The sequence below is a fragment of the Spirosoma taeanense genome, assembly GCF_013127955.1.
GTDB classification, from domain to species: domain Bacteria; phylum Bacteroidota; class Bacteroidia; order Cytophagales; family Spirosomataceae; genus Spirosoma; species Spirosoma taeanense.
Genome location: NZ_CP053435.1, coordinates 3,852,647 through 3,868,746, shown reverse-complemented (window position 1 = coordinate 3,868,746; position 16,100 = coordinate 3,852,647). Strand labels below are relative to the sequence as shown.

Sequence of the window (16,100 nt, the reverse complement as noted above, 5' to 3'; positions counted from 1 at the left end):
TTACTGGCTTTTTTGTTACGTCAATTCCTGGGCAGGTTATCCATCACTTTCGTCAGCAAAGGCGATGGATAATCGAAGACCACCCCTCGTACTTCCGGGTAACGCTCCTGGATGATTGTGAGCCCATCCTGAATCCAGCTGGCTGGCTGAAGCCGACCCGATACGCTGCCAAAATGAGTTATCAAAATGGGCTTTTGCCGGATGCTATAGGACTTGTGGAGCCGCACGGTGTTGCGGGGAATCTGATAGAGCGAGGCAAATGACCAGCCGCGCTCATCGGGAGCCTCGGCCGGGTCGTCTAGAATCGGCAGCCCCAGCCAGTCTACATACGGGTTACCTGGAAAATGATCGGTAATTGACGAAGGCCGGGACGGGCACCAGATCCAGGCTACGTTTTCGGTGCCCCGCTGCTGGCAAAAGTGAACCAGATACTGCCAGGCCTGACGATATAGCCGTAAAGTTGGCTCATGCTCTGACCCCCAGGGATGGGCCGGATCGTCAAACTCCGGCATGAAGCTGACTAGCACAGGGTGCTTATAGGTGTTCAGGGTCCTGGCGAATTGCTCCAGAACCGGATTATATTTCCCAGCCAGCATAGCCTGTATGAATGCCAGCATAGCCTTTTGTGGGTGCGTCTGACCGGGCATTGGTTCGAGATACAACAACGGAATCTGATTCGCTGATTCTGGCAAGATAGGTTGAATAGGCGATGAGCTGCCCACCGGCCAGCCAATGTGCTGAACTACCAGCCGGTGGTCCGGATTTGCTATTCGGGACGGTGCCGCCAAAGTGACAGACGGTTCAGCGCCAACGTAAAACGGCTGGGTATTGGCATGACGAATATGGCGGGGCAGCCCGGCATGCTCCTGATAGGTGTAGATCGTCATGCCGGTGGCCAGCAGAAGCACAACCCCGAATAAGGGAATGGCCGATAACCGCAGCCAGCTATACAGGCCATAGCGCGCCTTCCAGGCCATGATCCGAACCGACCATACGGCTGATTTGCGCCGGGCCAGCCCCCTGATCCGGACACTGATCCAGACCAGGAGCTTCTCCTGGCCGATCAGAACGTTTATGCCCATAATTGCAGCGTTCAGCAGCGCAAAGCCGATCAGCATGCGTGAATAGATGTTGTCGTGGGCAAAGCGCCCAAACTCATACGTGCTATAGCCAATGGCAACTACTGAAGCCAGACACATCAGCAGATTGGGCAGCACAAGAATCATATTATTGCGGGGCTTATCGTCTTTGGGCGTCGGAATATAAGGAACTTTAACCCGCAGCAGGGTATAGATAAACCCCAGGACGTAAACCCACCAGGTACCACTGGCCAGCAACCCACCCACCAGGTGAAACCCAGGTTCGTGCCGCTCAATGAGCCATCGTTGCGCGTATTGCCGGATCAGGAAACCGGTTGCCAGCAGTGGCAGATAAACCGTGGCAAACAGGGGCAGATCCAGGTAAAGAGGGAGCTGCATCTGCACCAGCGAACAGATCGGAATCAGCAGGTCGATGAGTTGAACTACCCCCAGCAGGTAATAAATTGGAAGCGTACCGTAATGCAGGCGTTGCCGACCGGATAAACCCCTAAATACCTTTGGGAAGGTGATGAACAGCAGCTCGAATGTACCCCGCGCCCATTTAAGCTGCTGCTTGTAATAGGCAGATAAGGTGGCGGGTACGAGTCCATAGGAAAGCGGCAAGGGTACGTAGACTGACTTCCAGCCTTTGGCATGCAGTCTCATAGCCGTGTGCATATCTTCCGAAAGGCCATTGGCATGTCCGCCGATGGAATCAAGCGCAGCCCGGCGGAAGGTACAGTTGGCGCCAATGGCCTGCGCCGTACCGTAGTTGCCCATGCAGGTCATCATCGGTCCGTAAAAGCTATACGTTTGCTCGGCTGCGCCAAAGGCCACTACACTCTCTTTCCGGTTGTAATACCCCTGTACACACTGCACAAAGCCAATGGAAGCATCTTCAAAATACGGTAATACCTGATCCAGAAAGTTGGGCACCGGCACGTGGTCGGGGTCAAGCACCAGACAGATTTCTCCGGTCGCCTGCTGGAGGGCGTTGTTGATGTTGCCGGCTTTGGCGTCTTTCCGGCTGGTTCGGGTTACGTGCCGAACACCCAGCGCAGCGCATTGCTGCCTGAGATAAGGGTCGTCGGCTTCGTCGCAGAGGAACGTTGTGTGCGGGTACGGCATGGCCTGAATAGCCTGTAAGGTATTCAGGACCATTTCATAAGGCTCCCCCGGACAATAGGTGGTCAGCACGTCAACTGTCCAGACGCGACTAACCCGTGGCGGAGTCGACGGCCTTACGTTCCAGTAGTGATACCATTCGTGCAGCAGGCGCAGCAGTTTGAAAATAACCGAGACCGTCAGCAGCCCGAATAGCCAGGCATTACCCTGGTTAGCCGGCTGAAAATAGACCCAGACGAAGGCAGCCATGAACAACAGCCCGATGACGATGAGCACCCGAAGCGGACGCATATCCTGCACTTTGGCCGTGAAATTATAAGTTTCGTTGGGCGCTGGGTCCGTAAAGGTTGGCCACTTCATGCTCGATCTGGGTTATAATCAGGTTGCTGGACCAGCTGGACTGGGTCCGTCAACGGTGGGTTATGGGTTAGAGGATAGCAATAGCGCCTGGCTATGCTGTTCATTGCTGGATTGGTTCGATAGCGGTTACTTCAAAGGCAAAATTGGCAGAGGCTACATGCCGGTGATTGTCGTAGGCGTGGGCAAATAACCGATAAGCGCCGGGTTCTGTCGGTAATCTGAATTCGATGGACGAGCCTGTGGGGTTGGTAATCAGGCCTTTCATGGAGGCAATAGGAGCGCCTACATAATTTGCGATACTATGGGCCCGACGCCTGATCTCCCAATAATACATAAGTGAATCGCCTTCCGGGTCAGTGGCCAGTAACCGTGCGCGGTGCGTTGAGGATAAGGCTTTATAGGACTGATAAGGAAGATCCTTTCCGTCAACCAGCAGGCTCTGAGCCTCCGGGGCCCGGTTGGGGGATGGCTTTCCAGTCCAGAGTAACTGCATCAGATCAGCCATTGACGTGGCCCGCCCCTGTTCATCAAATGCACTAAACCAGGTGTGCGTTTCCTCCTGTTTAAATCCCCAGTAGAACAGATAGGAGCCAAAGCAGTTTGGTGGCCGCGAGCCGATGTACTGCCGGTAGATGCGATTGACGTAGTCGTATTTCTGCTGACTGGTTGGCTCAATGGGCGCATACCAGGGCGTATTGGGCGTTTCCCAATACGCCTGCGCTCCATATTCGGAAATTAAATACGGTTTTGTCCAGCCCCCAAGGCGAAGGTTCTTGTCTATATACTCGGTGAGCGAATACGAGTTAAAGGAAAGAATATCGATGGCCGGACAGCGTTTCCGAACCAGCCAGATAGCGCGGGCATTATCGGGCGAAATAACCGTAGTAACCGGATGATTAGGATCAAGCTCATGCACCAGGGTCGCAATACGGTTTACCTCGTCATATACCCGAACGTTGTTCGCATCCAGTGGCCACTCATTCCCAACGCACCACATCAGCAACGCCGGGTGATTGCGGTGCCTAAGCACAATTTTACGGATAAGATCAAACTGCCGGTCAATAGCAGCCTGATCGTTATAATCGAACCCTTCGATTTCGCGCTCTACCCACAGCCCAAACATCACCGTCAGGCCTAAGGATTGGGCTTTGTCCAGGATGGGGCCGGCCTCCAGATCATCCCAGATGCGAACCGAGTTACCCCCCCGAGCTTTTAAATCCTCCAGATGGCGGATGCCACCGGCTCCCTTGATGAAGTATGGTTTACCATGGCGCAGTAAGTGATATGATTTTCCGTCGTGGTATATGGCTGTTGGCTTTACGCCGGTTGAAGCCGGTTGGTGTGAACCAGAAGTTACGTTACAGCTAACCAACACATAGCTGGTTAGCCAAAACAGCAGCAGTTGTCCTAATCGCATGGGAAGTACAGCATACAGGGGTTCCTGAATTTTGACTATGCCACTGTTTATGCGTCACCGCAACCTAAAATCTGCACATATGCCTAATTACGTATATCATCCCAAAGCAGCTGCCAACAATGGTGCCGGAGCCGGCGTAAACCATAGGGTAAAAAGTGACTAATCTGCAATTGAAAGTTTATAAAAAGTCTGTACAGGACCAGTCAATCGGATTTTTCGGTTGGGAATTACAGTTCCTATATAGTTGATATAACTTTATTATTCGGACTGATTCTCTTCCTCTTTATATGTTACCAAGTTGTTTGCGTTATGGAAACGTTCACGAGTTTGCCCAGGCTTTATTTCGCCGTCAGTAACCCTTCGAGCCAGCAGATAACTGGTTCAAAACCGTTTGTCTCTGGTTGGCAATATGGGTCGTTTCAGGTTCGCAATCTTAATCATGCACTTGAGTTTCTAAGTGCGTTCAAGGTATTAGGCTGGCGGATTTATCAGGCGTGGCTGATTGATATTGACGGGTTTAAGCTGACTATTCCGCCCGAGCACATTGATGAGCGGCTGATTGATCAGTTGGCTGATCTGGGCGCGTTTCAGCATAGCATTGATAATCTGGTGTTTCATTCGCTGTATTGAGCCGCGGGATCAATTCGGCATAATAGAGTATGGCGTAGTAACGAACAGGTAAACGCAACGGGTAGTATTCAGTCCTCACCAGGCATAGCCAGAGAAGGGCGAATACAACCCTGTTTAGCTATCAGGCCAATACGCCGGTGGGCTGATCCAGACGCATCGGCTGGCGCTTCCAGTAGGTAAGCGACCGCCAGAGCCATTCAAGCGGACCGAACCGGAAATAACGGAGCCAGATAGCCGAGAAAATCAGCTGGAATACCCAAACGGCGGCTACCACATAGTAGAGTTGATAAAACGATAAGGTAGCATAATACCCCAGTCCATAGCCGTAGAAGAACAGTGAACAGATCAGCGATTGCATCAGGTAGTTTGTAAAGGCCATTTGCCCAACGTTGCCCAGCCCCTTCATTAGCCACGGAACCACACCAGACCGGTAAACAAGCAGCAGCAGACTGGCGTGGCCAATGGCGGTGCTGGCCCGTCGAATGTGATAGAGGGCCTGAAACGGAAACCCATCGGCGTCAATTACCGCGCCCGGGTTGCGAAACCAAGCCAGCCCGTCCTGAAAGGCAAAATAGCCCAGCGTCAGGCCGACGCTGTAACCCGCCAGCAGGCTGATCAGGTAGGAACGCGTTTTCCACTGGTTTGAGAAAAAGCCCCGCCTGAACAGAGCCATTCCCAGAAACATCATGATCAACGTATCCCAAACGGTTGAGCTATAGAACTCTGCCGACTGCAAACGGACGTTGAGCGGCAACAGCTCGGTGAACACATCGCCAAAGCCCGACCGCATGTTCTGGATCGTCTTGTTGGTGGCTTTCTCGTCGTACCTGGTGCGCTTTTCGATGTCTAGCCACACTGTTTTAGCTTTTTGCTGGTCTTCTGTTAGCTTTTTGTGCTGCTTTTCAAGCTGAATTGCCCGCAAATAAGCAACTCGCTTCTGCTTTGTTTCCATACCTTGCCAAGCCTCTTTCCCGAACGAAATCAAAAAGCACAAACCCGCCACCAGGAAGAGCGTTGTGGGCCTGAGCTTCCGGAATGGAAATAACAGCAGCCCAACCAGGCCATAGGAATACAGAATGTCGCCGGGCCAAAGCAGCACAAAAGCATTCAGCAAGCCAAAGGCAACCAGCCACAGTAGCCGACGATAATAGTAATCGGCAATACCATAGCCGTCGGCCTGGAGGTCTTTTTTAGCCGTAAAGAGCAGAATCCCCGCTCCGAACAGCATCGAAAAAAGTGCTCGCATAGTGCCTTCAAAGACGATGGAGATCGTAGCGAAAAACTTGTAATCAAGGCTGTCGGGCGGCAGGGTAAATAGTTTTGGGAAATAGGTCATCAGCGGCAGGCCAAATAAACCAATGTTCATCAGGAGTATGCCCAGTAGCGCAAAACCGCGGATGATATCGATGGTGTGCAGACGCTCAGCCCGGTTGACAGGATGGATAGAAGCCGTTGTACCAACCGGGGGCTGCACGAACGAATCCGTTGCTAACGAGGAAGGAATAGATGTTTGCATCGTGACGGTTTAGGTATGAGTGAAGCCCGAAGTAAGTGACTAGCAATCAATTGGTTTAGCGTAAAACTACGTATTAGAGTTAACGGTACCGCTGGTGAGCAGGCTGCGTAGCCTGCTGGATTCGGATAAGACTGCTGCTCAGAATCGATTGGTCGCTTTAACCGGGTGTTAGGCTTAACCGCCCGCGCCATGGGCCATGTAGTTTAGTTATGGCTGTCGGCGGTTGATGAATACTTCTTCAAGAATGTAAGCACCAGCGGGGTCTATTGTGGCCTCCTGATAGCGAAAGCTAATTGATGGGCGCTGAACATCCGAGTCAAATTCCGGATTGGGTATACCGAGTACCGGAATGTCCAATCGGGTTATGGGTGTGCCATCCTGAGTACCTAATATGGTTAGGTTGTATGTCCGGGCCTGTGGATTAAGCGTAAGAAAAATCGTATGGGTTATCTGGCGGTTTAGTGTCCCGAGCGTCTCGTTGTTCTGTTCAGAGGCAACATTACGTATTAACTGGACTTGCCCATTGTTTAAGATTTTCAAGCGCGCAGCCCAGAGCGCCTGCATTCCCTGAATGTCGATCAGTAAATTACCCGAATTAAAGTTCAGTTTGGCGGTCCAGTAAAACCAGATTGTCTGCGCATAATTTGAGCGGATTCCTTTGAATTGGAGCCATTGATTGAAGGTTGTTACACTCCCCGTAAGAGCGGCCTGCGAGTAAAACAAAGCTTTCTGCCCCGCCTTGACCGATGATGCCTGAACGCGCAGCCGGGGATGACTGACTGACTCATAGGAAACCGAATCGCCAGCCGGCGCACCCGCTGCGTCCTTCGCAGGTAGCGAACCAATGGCATCTGATTCAAACGTAGCGTTCAACAGTTTCGTAGTCCGGCAACCGGTGAACGAGAAAACGGATAGCGCAGCTATCAGAAACGTACAGATCGATTTCATGATTTAGAACAGGGTTTATGTACATGAAGCAGTTGATAATGTTGCCTTGCATAGCAACCGTGCTAAAGTCGTCAATTTGAGATCACTAGCAAGCAAAACAGCCTGCCAGTGGCAGGCTGTTTGAGCGAACGGTAACGGGAGGAGACACTGACGGTTACACTTCCGTCAGCAGCCATTGTGCAATCAGAAAATACACGCCGATGCCGATCAGGTCGTTGGCCGTTGTGATGAACGGGCCTGAAGCCACGGCCGGATTGATCCCGATGCGGTTGAGCAGGAGGGGCGTAATAGTGCCCATGAACGACGCCAGCAGCACGACCGCCAGCAGCGAGGTGGCAACCACGAAGAATAAACGTGGTTCGCCAATAATGAAGGTGTAAATACCCGCGATAATACCAACGACCAGACCGTTGATAATGGCTACCAGCAACGTTCGGAGCAGGCGTCGGCCGAGGGTCGTGCTCAGTCCCGACGTATCGGTCAGGCTCTGCAGAATCAGGGATGACGTCTGAATCCCGACGTTCCCGCCCGTTGAGCCGATGATGGGAATGAAGGCCGCCAGAGCCGCAATTTTGCCCAGCTCGTTCTGAAAACCATTGATGACCGTTGCGGCCATCAAACTGCCCACAGCCCCGGCAACCAGCCAGGGCAACTGAACTTTTGAGCGTTGCCAGACGCTGTCATCTTCCTCGACTTCGCCCGACAGACCTGAAATAACCTGAATGTCTTCTTCGGCCTGGTTGGTAATTACGTCCACAACGTCGTCGATGGTGATCCGGCCCAGCAGTCGCTGCTGTACGTTCACGACCGGAATAGCGTCCAGGTCGTACCGCTGCATCACCTCGGCAACCTCGGCAACGGGGCGGTAGGTCTCGACAAACACGACATCGTCGTCGTAGATATCCGCGATTTTAGCCGTCTTGCGGGCAAGGACGATCTTCTTAAGCGATACCAGGCCGAGCAGCTTCCCAACGTCGTCCACAACGTAAACGGCATACACGTTTTCGACGGCTTCGGCCTGCTGTCGAATCTCTTCAATACAGGCGTTGACCGTCAGGTTTACGTTGATCTTGATCAGCTCTTTCTGCATCAGACTGCCCGCTACGCCGTCTTCATAATGCAGCAGGTCCAGAATGAAGCGGGCTTGTTCGCGGTCTTCAAGCAGACCGATGACCTCCTCACGCACCTGAATGGGCTGCTGGTTCAGCAGGTCAACCGCGTCGTCGGAATCCATCTGGTTGATGAAGGGTGCGAGTTCGGCGGACGTAAACCGCTTGAGCAGGTTGGTACGGTCGGTGGGGTCCAGATTGGCGAGAATCTCGGCGCCAACGCTTTTATCCAGCAGACTCAGCAGATAGTGTGCCGGTTCGGGTTCCAGTTCATACAGAATCCCCGAAATATCGGCCGGGAATAACTCCTCCATCTCGGCCCGTAGCAAGGCATCGTCTCCCGCTTCGATGGCCGTCTGGATATGGTCAAGATAGTCTTTGGTGAGTTCAAAAGTCACGATTCAAAAAGAGCGAAAGAGTGATAGAACGAACGGTTGATGAAAGGTAAATGGGGGCTTACTCGTTCACTCGTTCGCTCATGAGTCCGGTGAGCGTAACAAATTCAGCTACGCTCAGCTGCTCCGCGCGTTTATCCATAAATGAACTGGCCAGAGCGGCTTCGGTCGGGTTAAGCGGTTTAAGGGCGTTCCGCAGCGTTTTCCGACGCTGGCCAAAGCCGTGTTTCACGACCTGTGTAAACTTACGCTCGTCGCAGCCAAGGTCGGTTTTGTCGTTGCGCCGGAGCGAGATCACGCCCGAATGAACTTTCGGGGGCGGATTGAACACGCCCGGCTCGACGGTGAACTCATACTTGATATCATACCAAGCCTGCAACAGAACGCTCAAAATACCGTAATCCTTGTTGCCCGGACCCGACGCAATGCGCTGGGCTACTTCGCGCTGAAACATCCCGACAACCTCCGGCACCCGGTCGCGCATGTCCAGCACTTTGAAAAGAATCTGGGTCGAGATATTGTAGGGAAAGTTGCCAACGACCGCAAACGGCTCGGTGCCGGGTTGTTTGGTAGGCAAAAGCTCCGGTTTGATATTCAGAAAATCGGCCGCCAGAATCCGCCCTTCCAGCGCCGGAACGTTCTGCTTGAGATAATCGACTGATTCGCGGTCAATCTCGATTACGTATGTTTCGAATCGGCTGTCCTTCAATAAAAACTGCGTCAGAACGCCCATGCCCGGCCCGATTTCGAGCGCTTTCTGATACCCACCGTGGCCGGTCAGGAGTTCGGCGATACGCTGGGCGATGCTGAGGTCTTTCAGAAAATGCTGACCGAGTTCTTTTTTAGGCTTTACAGACATGATGCCGGATAGGTTTCAGGTCGCAAAGGTACGCGGTCAGCATGAAAAGCCGCCACCGCCAGCTACTAATGGCAGAGAGTTTTGGCGTTCTGCCGGATGGCTACAATACGGCAAGCAGGTCGATCGTAAACACCAGGATTGAGTTCGCCGGAATGTCGCCCTGATCCTGAGCGCCGTAAGCTAAACTGGGGGGCAGGTACAACGTAATACGGCCACCGGGTGCAATCAGGGGGATGCCTTCCTGCCAGCCCAGAATGAGCTGATCGAGTCCAAACGTTACGTCATTGCCGCTGTCGAAGGTGGTTCCGTTAGTGAGCTTACCGGTATAATTGACCGTTACCGTTGAACAGGCAGTCGGCTTTGCACCCGAGCCCGCCGACTGAATAGTATAGAAGAATCCGCGTTTATCGGCCGTGGCCTTAATCTTCTGTGCGTCGAGGTATTGTTTCAACGACGTAACCTCCGACTGTGGAGCCTCAACGGAAACCGTCGTCTGTGTGCAGGGTGTTCGGTCGGCCGTACCGCAACTGTAAACAGTCAGGACACTGATGAGCAGCGCAAAGCCTGTGCGTTTGTTGGAAGAGAATTTCATCAATCAGGTTATTTTAGGTTGTTGATAAAGCGACGGCAGCGACAGGGCTATCAGCCGAATTTTCCGGGCTGTATCTTCTGGGATGTCGTTTATTGGGTTACGCGGACGTATCGTTCAATGTTGAGCCGGTCAATGCCTGCTTCGGCTACTTTCTCCACACCCCGCTGAACCAGGGTATCGTTTTGTAGCGTAACTGTGAACCGGAACGTATTGTCTTCCCATTCCCGCTCGGTGCAGTACTCCAGATGCTCCGTGTACAGACTGTCTTTGAGCGAGTAAGTGCCTCCCCCAGAATCGTAAGCCGCCAACGGCCCCTTGCCTTTGGTTAGGTCGTGTTTTAGAAAGGCAAAGTGCGTGTCGTTAATGATCTTGATGAACGACAGGTTTTTGGTGTAGTCTGTTACAATCGTATCTCCTTTTTCAATGAGCGTACCCGAAAGAAGCCGCCAGGTGCCGATGATTGGACTGGTGGTTTGCTGGGGCTCTTCCTGTTGCGTCTTATTTCCGCAGGATAGTGAAATAGCGCTGATCAACAGTGTGACAGTGAGCGCATTTGTGTAGAATGTCTTCATTGTTCGGTTTGAAACGGTTTGGTGTACAGGACGTAAAGCTTGTGTCGTCGCTCGTCAGAAATCGATGTCGGTCAATTCGAAGTTCTGCTTGAGCGGAATGAACCCACCCTCTTCGGCGCCGGGGTGGTAGATGATCGTTTCGGGCTGGAGACCTTTCTGGACATTGCCGATGTCCCGTTTTCGATTGCCGTTAGCGTCGATAATCAGCCGGACCCGGTATTGGCCGGGTTTTAGTCGCCCGAAGCTGTAGGTAGGGGTGCCGTAGGCCGATCGAACCACGGTGTTTTTGTCGTCCAGCAACTCCACGATGAATTTGTTGTCCGGGCGGTTTACGCGTCCGGCAATCAACCCGTAGCTGTCTTCTTCGGCGATGGTGTACCGGGCCGAATAGCGCGGCAGGGTGTCGCCCTGAACGCTGATAAACGCACCTTTCTGGAGCTGAAACAGCAGACTGTCGCGCAGATTCGTCGGCCGTTTAATGGTCAGCCGGGAGAAGTTATTGGTCCAGGCCAGCTCTTCCGGCTTCAGTTGAAACGGTTTGGTACTGTCGGGGCCAATGTTAATCAGTTCGGTGCTGTAGCGCAGAATAGGTTTGTTGAAGACCAGCGTAAAATCCAGATTGTTGTCAATCGGTTCGTTAGTGGGAGGGGCTACCTGTACGCTCAGCGCCGTTCGGTTCTTCGCCCGTGTTTTCAGGGGCGAAAAGAAGACCCGTTCCTTCAGCTCGGTAATGTTGTTGACCGAGTCTTCGGCGATGACGGTCAGGCTGATTGTGTCGCTGGCGGCCCGGTTGGCGGGTCGGTACAGTCGAATCATCTTGGGCGTTTCCAGAAACGATACCAGCGTATCGCCCGGTTTCTGAAAGCGAAGCTGGTAGCCCGCAATGCCGCTGCTCAGTTCAAGCCCCAGGGTTTCGTCGGTGCGTTCGCGTCGGCTGATGCGCGGTATGCCGTATCCGCGGAAGGCTACCAGATTGACGTCGGTGTAATTACGTGTCAGATTCAGGACGCTGTCGCGGAAAGCGACCCGTTCGCCCGGAGTATTGTTAACCAGGTTCAGATCTTTGTCGTCAAAGCCATAGACCTTATATTGTCCGGCCTTTACGTTCTCGATGCGGTAATTGCCGCTGCTATCGGTGCGGGCGAAATACTGCGGACGTTTACGGTTGATCGGCAGCGTATCGTTCGGGCCGAACAGCCCCACCGTAAAGCCCAGAATCGGCTGGCGGCTCTCGTCGTCCACCACATTGCCGCTCAGGTAAAGCGAATCAATGGCCGGACCGGTACTGAAAACGACCTTCGAGTCTTTAGCAATGTTCCGCTCGGTGATGTCTTTGATGCCGTCGGCGAAGTCAATTGTATAGGTAGTATTGGGCTGAAACGACCGGTTGAACGTTAGCCGCACGCCTTTTGGCAGCGATTTGACAACGTAGGTATTGCTATCCTGGGGCGTAATGGTAATTTTCTGCTGGAGATTTTCGGTGTTAATATACTCGTCAAATTCCAGCTCGACCGTTTTGCCGGTATAGTTCAGCTGGCGCAGGGCGGGCATACTGCTGACGAGCTTGGGGGCCAGCGTATCTTTTTTCCCGCCCGGTGGCTGGGCAACCTGAGCACAGTTATGAAACAGAAATGGCAACAGCAGCAGGCAAACAATAACCAGGTGACGAAACTTCATATTGCGGGAATCAGACTACAAAGGTAAACGCCCGTTTATCGTTAAACTGTACCGGCTGACATAAAATGACCTGCTGCTTCGTTACGTTTAGTAGAAATTTAAGAAAATTTAAAGACACCCAACCCGATGGGAAGTTGTGCAAAGGTGGTTTGGTACTTTTGCCGCGCATAGCTCAACCCTAATCCGAGAGAATTATTCATGATTCACACCCGTTTCTGTGCGTTGCTGGCGCTTGTTGCATCGGTCGGCTGGCTGGCTGGTTGCTCCAGCGCGGCCGACGATCTGGACAGTCAGATCAGCGACGCACTCACCAGCGACAATGCCATTGATGCTAAAGAGGCCGACGCCATCCGGGCGTTTATCAACGAAAAAAAAGCCGACCTCGCCGATGATAAAAAGACCGCCCGGCTGGTCGCCAATGGCACCGTAGATGATGCGGCCCTGCAGAAATACATTCAACGGAATATTACGTACCGCAAACTGGCCAAAGAAGGCGAAGCGCCGACCATAGCGTTAACCGGGGCTGCGACTTCGGTCAAATCGATCCGGCTGAAGCTGTACCTCGAAGCCAGCGCCAGTATGTTTCCCTACGATGCGCCGGGGGGCAACGGCACCTTCAAACGAACGCTTAATGAAGTTCTGACTGGTTTCGACGCGGTCAATCCGGGGCAGGGCAAGACTTTTGTGGTCAATACGGAGGTTAATCCGCTGGGGTTATCGCTGTCGCAGTTTTTCAAGGAGAAGAATATCTTCACGATTGCCAAAACCAAGGGCAAAACGACCAGCACGGACTTTGAAGGGATTTTCAGCGAGATTCTGCGGAACACAACCGGCGAGGAACTGAGCATTCTGGTGTCGGACCTGATCTATTCCGATCCGCAGCTAACAGGCATGAGTGCGCAGAAAACGCTGGACGCAGCCTCGTCGTTGCTGACGACCGTGTTTAACCCCTACGCCAGCACGCACTCGATGCTGGTGCTGAAACTCAGTGCCGACTTCGACGGGACGTATTATAGCTGGAACAACGCCAAACAACGCTACAAAGGCGAACGGCCATATTACCTGTGCCTGATTGGCCGGAACGAAACTATGCAGCGGCTCTATACCGACCCGGCTTACCAGAGCGTCCGGCGGTTTGACCAGTTGCCGGGCTTCGAAAACTCGTGGTTCTTTGGCCGAGCCGCGTCAGGCCGCGATACACAAGCCGAAACGCCTTATTACACGATTCTGGTCAACGACCCCGCACGTAAGGGGCGGTTCAAGCGCGCTAACGAAGAAGTGCGGGAACGGGCCAAGGTGGTCCATTCGATTGAAGACGTGCAGCCCGACGTATCGGATAAGAGCCTGACCTTACCCGTGGCGGTAAATCTGTCGAATCTACGGCTGCCCGCGTCGCTGCTGACGGACGCCAGCCAGTACGTGGTGGAAGGAAAAGACAACTTCCGGGTGTCGTCCGTACAGGCCTACGCCGGTGCCAACGGGGTCACGCATAAACTGCTGCTGACCACCGCCCGTCCGGCCCGGGGTGAGCGAACGGCCGCGATTCGGCTGCGTCGGCAGTTTCCACCCCGCTGGATTGCGCAGACAAACACCAGCAGCGACCAGTCGCCCGATGCCAACTCGACGTTTGGCCTGCTGAACCTGCTCCAGGGCGTCGAACGAGCTTATAATCCAAACAACCAAACCGACTATTTCACGTTGACAATTAATCTTGAATGAGTGAAAGAGCGAATAAGTGAAATAAACCCGAACAGAATCACTCATTCGCTCTTTCACTCAATCACTTTTTCACCCAATCGCTCATTCACTCTTTACTTATGGAAGAATCCCTTTATAATTTTTACAATCTGTTTGTTAACAGCAGCCTGCTGGAAGATCTGTATCAGGAAGAACTCCTGTCGCCCCTGACGTGGTCGGCGATCGGCCTTGCCTTTGTGGTAGCGTTTGCGTTCTATATCTGGCCCTTCAACCGCGTCAGCTTTAGTAGCTTCGGAAGCTGGCTGCTGATGATGGGCGTCAGTGCGCTGTTGCTGTTCTTCATTACGCTCGTGACCTGTTACCAGAAAGCGAACCAGGAAATCCCCCGCGACGAAGCCGACCCGAATCAGGGAACGCTCTTCGATGAGGGCGTGAGTGTTTTCCTGAGTTATTCTTTCGAAATGGCCCTGCTGACGGCTCTTATCTTTTTCATTATCTCGATGGTGATGAAAAACTTCAGCAAAAACGCGAAACACCGGCCCATGCTCTGGCCGTCGAAATAATCCGAACTCCGGTTCGCATCTGTCAGTAAAAAACGGACCACAATCCGGAATTAATTATGCCAAAACTATTTGTATTCGCCATCGGCGGAACCGGCTCACGGGTGCTGAAGGCCCTGACTTTCCTGCTGGCGTCGGGCGTTAAAATGAACAATACCGATGAGGTCATCCCGATTGTGCTGGACCCCCACGCCACCAACGACGACCTGCTCCGGACTAAAGACCTGCTACGGGAGTACGGCAACGTTCGCGCGGCTCTGCAAACCAAACCAGCCGAAGGGTTTTTCGGCACCGAGATCAAGACGCTCAACCGCTCAATAGGCGGCAACGCGACGATTGCTGATACTTACGTATTTGAACTGCAGGGCGTTCAGCAGGAAAAATTTCGGGATTATATCAACTACGAAGGGCTGGACGGCCCCAGCAAAGCCTTCGCCAGTCTGCTGTTTTCGGAGGAGAACCTGGAAACGAAAATGGACATTGGGTTCGTGGGCAATCCGAATATTGGCAGCACCGTCTTGAATCAGTTTCGTTATTCGGACGTGTTTCAGGCGTTTGCTGAAAACTTCGGGGCCAACGACCGCATCTTTATCGTCAGCTCGATTTTTGGGGGTACGGGTGCGGCCGGTTTCCCAATCCTGCTCAAAAACATCCGGGGCGCGCAGGCCATCGGTCAGATTCCGAACCCGGCGTTTCTGACCAATGCCAAGATTGGGGCCGTTACGGTGATGCCATATTTCAGCCTGACCACGAACGAAAACAAGCTGATTGATCCGGCATCGTTTACGGCCAAGACCAAAGCCGCCCTGAACTATTACCAGAAAGGCGTTAACCCGTCGGTCAACGCGCTTTATTACATCGGCGATGACCAGACCAAAGCCTATACCTACGATCCCGGCGCGGGCGGGCAGAAAAACGAAGCACACTTTGTTGAACTGGCGTCGGCGCTGGCTATTGTGGACTTCATGAACATGCCCGACAGCAGCCTTGAGGTTGCCAGCGGCCGACCGACCAACCCGGTTTATAAGGAGTTCGGTATTGAGCAGGACGGTATCAGCATTCAGTTGGGTAATCTCGCAGCGGCCACCAAGCAGATCGTCAACCTGCCGCTCTCGAAGATGGCGCTGTTTAGCACCTACATCAGCCAGCGGCTACGGCAGGCCGCCGGAACGGTGCAGTGGGCCAAAGCCAACCCGCCGATTTCTACCTCGTTTCTGAACTCCGGCTTTTTCAACAGCGTCAAAAATTTCGACGCGGGTTTCCGGCAGTGGCTTACCGAAATGCGGCAGAACAAGCGGGCGTTTGAACCATTCCTTCTCGATGCGGGTAACCTCGGCCATACGGTGCGGGGATTTGAACCGCGTAAGAAAGGAATATTTGGAGGGGAGTCGGACGTAAAGCTGGACATTGTGGACGACTTCGACCAGACGCTCAACAAGACTGCCGAAGGCAAAGCTTATGTCAGCGAGGCCGATAAATTCATTCAGCTATTTTCGGAAGGCAGCGAGCGGTTCATTCGCGAGCGAATGCCTAAAGTTCTTGACTATTAACCTGTCGATACGT

Annotated in this window: 13 protein-coding genes; 4 read left to right on the top strand and 9 right to left on the bottom strand. The window is 53.1% G+C overall.

Features of this window, described 5'->3' with window-relative positions; genetic code table 11:
- Positions 1-20 precede the first annotated feature (20 nt).
- Positions 21-2,564: a glycosyltransferase family 2 protein gene (locus HNV11_RS16220; protein ID WP_171740656.1), complete on the bottom strand. Its 2,544-nt coding sequence runs from the start codon at positions 2,562-2,564 to the stop codon at positions 21-23.
- Positions 2,565-2,664: 100 nt separating this feature from the next.
- Positions 2,665-3,981 (bottom strand): glycoside hydrolase family 2 TIM barrel-domain containing protein, encoded by a 1,317-nt coding sequence (locus HNV11_RS16215; RefSeq protein WP_171740655.1) that lies wholly within the window; start codon positions 3,979-3,981, stop codon positions 2,665-2,667.
- 309 nt (positions 3,982-4,290) lie between these two features.
- On the opposite strand from HNV11_RS16215, the gene HNV11_RS16210 reads away from it, so the two are divergent.
- Positions 4,291-4,611: a hypothetical protein gene (locus tag HNV11_RS16210; RefSeq protein WP_171740654.1), complete on the top strand. Its 321-nt coding sequence runs from the start codon at positions 4,291-4,293 to the stop codon at positions 4,609-4,611.
- Between the two features lie 121 nt (positions 4,612-4,732).
- Here the strand turns inward: HNV11_RS16210 and HNV11_RS16205 are convergent, their stop codons facing one another.
- The 7 genes from HNV11_RS16205 to HNV11_RS16175 all read right to left on the bottom strand — a co-directional run bounded on the left by HNV11_RS16205 (position 4,733) and on the right by HNV11_RS16175 (position 12,279).
- Positions 4,733-6,127, bottom strand: coding sequence for a DUF418 domain-containing protein (locus HNV11_RS16205; RefSeq protein ID WP_171740653.1), 1,395 nt, complete (start codon positions 6,125-6,127; stop codon positions 4,733-4,735).
- Between the two features lie 207 nt (positions 6,128-6,334).
- The gene (locus HNV11_RS16200; protein WP_171740652.1) at positions 6,335-7,075 is read right to left on the bottom strand and encodes a hypothetical protein; all 741 of its coding nucleotides are present in this window, start codon (positions 7,073-7,075) and stop codon (positions 6,335-6,337) included.
- Between the two features lie 154 nt (positions 7,076-7,229).
- A complete protein-coding gene (mgtE, locus tag HNV11_RS16195) occupies positions 7,230-8,582 on the bottom strand; it encodes a magnesium transporter (protein WP_171740651.1) in 1,353 nt (450 codons plus the stop codon).
- 58 nt (positions 8,583-8,640) lie between these two features.
- Complete coding sequence (gene rsmA / locus HNV11_RS16190; protein WP_171740650.1) at positions 8,641-9,438, bottom strand: 16S rRNA (adenine(1518)-N(6)/adenine(1519)-N(6))-dimethyltransferase RsmA; 798 nt, start codon at positions 9,436-9,438, stop codon at positions 8,641-8,643.
- A 100-nt stretch (positions 9,439-9,538) separates the two neighbouring features.
- The gene (locus HNV11_RS16185; protein ID WP_171740649.1) at positions 9,539-10,030 is read right to left on the bottom strand and encodes an FKBP-type peptidyl-prolyl cis-trans isomerase; all 492 of its coding nucleotides are present in this window, start codon (positions 10,028-10,030) and stop codon (positions 9,539-9,541) included.
- An 89-nt stretch (positions 10,031-10,119) separates the two neighbouring features.
- Entirely contained in the window at positions 10,120-10,602 is a 483-nt protein-coding gene (locus HNV11_RS16180; RefSeq protein WP_171740648.1) for a hypothetical protein, read from the bottom strand.
- A 54-nt stretch (positions 10,603-10,656) separates the two neighbouring features.
- On the bottom strand, positions 10,657-12,279 hold the full coding sequence (locus HNV11_RS16175) for an Ig-like domain-containing domain (RefSeq protein ID WP_171740647.1): 1,623 nt from the start codon (positions 12,277-12,279) through the stop codon (positions 10,657-10,659).
- A gap of 198 nt (positions 12,280-12,477) precedes the next feature.
- On the opposite strand from HNV11_RS16175, the gene HNV11_RS16170 reads away from it, so the two are divergent.
- The 3 genes from HNV11_RS16170 to HNV11_RS16160 all read left to right on the top strand — a co-directional run bounded on the left by HNV11_RS16170 (position 12,478) and on the right by HNV11_RS16160 (position 16,087).
- Positions 12,478-13,998: a hypothetical protein gene (locus HNV11_RS16170; RefSeq protein WP_171740646.1), complete on the top strand. Its 1,521-nt coding sequence runs from the start codon at positions 12,478-12,480 to the stop codon at positions 13,996-13,998.
- A gap of 98 nt (positions 13,999-14,096) precedes the next feature.
- Positions 14,097-14,540, top strand: a complete 444-nt coding sequence (locus HNV11_RS16165) for a hypothetical protein (RefSeq protein ID WP_171740645.1) — start codon at positions 14,097-14,099, stop codon at positions 14,538-14,540.
- A 56-nt stretch (positions 14,541-14,596) separates the two neighbouring features.
- Positions 14,597-16,087, top strand: a complete 1,491-nt coding sequence (locus HNV11_RS16160; RefSeq protein ID WP_171740644.1) for a hypothetical protein — start codon at positions 14,597-14,599, stop codon at positions 16,085-16,087.
- Positions 16,088-16,100 lie beyond the last annotated feature (13 nt).

What these genes read in the sequence shown, in the direction of transcription:
- HNV11_RS16220 (WP_171740656.1), bottom strand. Translation starts at nt 2,564, where the DNA reads ATGAAGTGGCCAACCTTTACGGACCCAGCGCCCAACGAAACTTATAAT.
- HNV11_RS16215 (WP_171740655.1), bottom strand. Translation starts at nt 3,981, where the DNA reads ATGCGATTAGGACAACTGCTGCTGTTTTGGCTAACCAGCTATGTGTTG.
- HNV11_RS16170 (WP_171740646.1), top strand. Translation starts at nt 12,478, where the DNA reads ATGATTCACACCCGTTTCTGTGCGTTGCTGGCGCTTGTTGCATCGGTC.
- HNV11_RS16175 (WP_171740647.1), bottom strand. Translation starts at nt 12,279, where the DNA reads ATGAAGTTTCGTCACCTGGTTATTGTTTGCCTGCTGCTGTTGCCATTT.
- HNV11_RS16165 (WP_171740645.1), top strand. Translation starts at nt 14,097, where the DNA reads ATGGAAGAATCCCTTTATAATTTTTACAATCTGTTTGTTAACAGCAGC.
- HNV11_RS16185 (WP_171740649.1), bottom strand. Translation starts at nt 10,030, where the DNA reads ATGAAATTCTCTTCCAACAAACGCACAGGCTTTGCGCTGCTCATCAGT.
- HNV11_RS16205 (WP_171740653.1), bottom strand. Translation starts at nt 6,127, where the DNA reads ATGCAAACATCTATTCCTTCCTCGTTAGCAACGGATTCGTTCGTGCAG.
- HNV11_RS16200 (WP_171740652.1), bottom strand. Translation starts at nt 7,075, where the DNA reads ATGAAATCGATCTGTACGTTTCTGATAGCTGCGCTATCCGTTTTCTCG.
- rsmA (WP_171740650.1), bottom strand. Translation starts at nt 9,438, where the DNA reads ATGTCTGTAAAGCCTAAAAAAGAACTCGGTCAGCATTTTCTGAAAGAC.
- HNV11_RS16180 (WP_171740648.1), bottom strand. Translation starts at nt 10,602, where the DNA reads ATGAAGACATTCTACACAAATGCGCTCACTGTCACACTGTTGATCAGC.
- HNV11_RS16160 (WP_171740644.1), top strand. Translation starts at nt 14,597, where the DNA reads ATGCCAAAACTATTTGTATTCGCCATCGGCGGAACCGGCTCACGGGTG.
- HNV11_RS16210 (WP_171740654.1), top strand. Translation starts at nt 4,291, where the DNA reads ATGGAAACGTTCACGAGTTTGCCCAGGCTTTATTTCGCCGTCAGTAAC.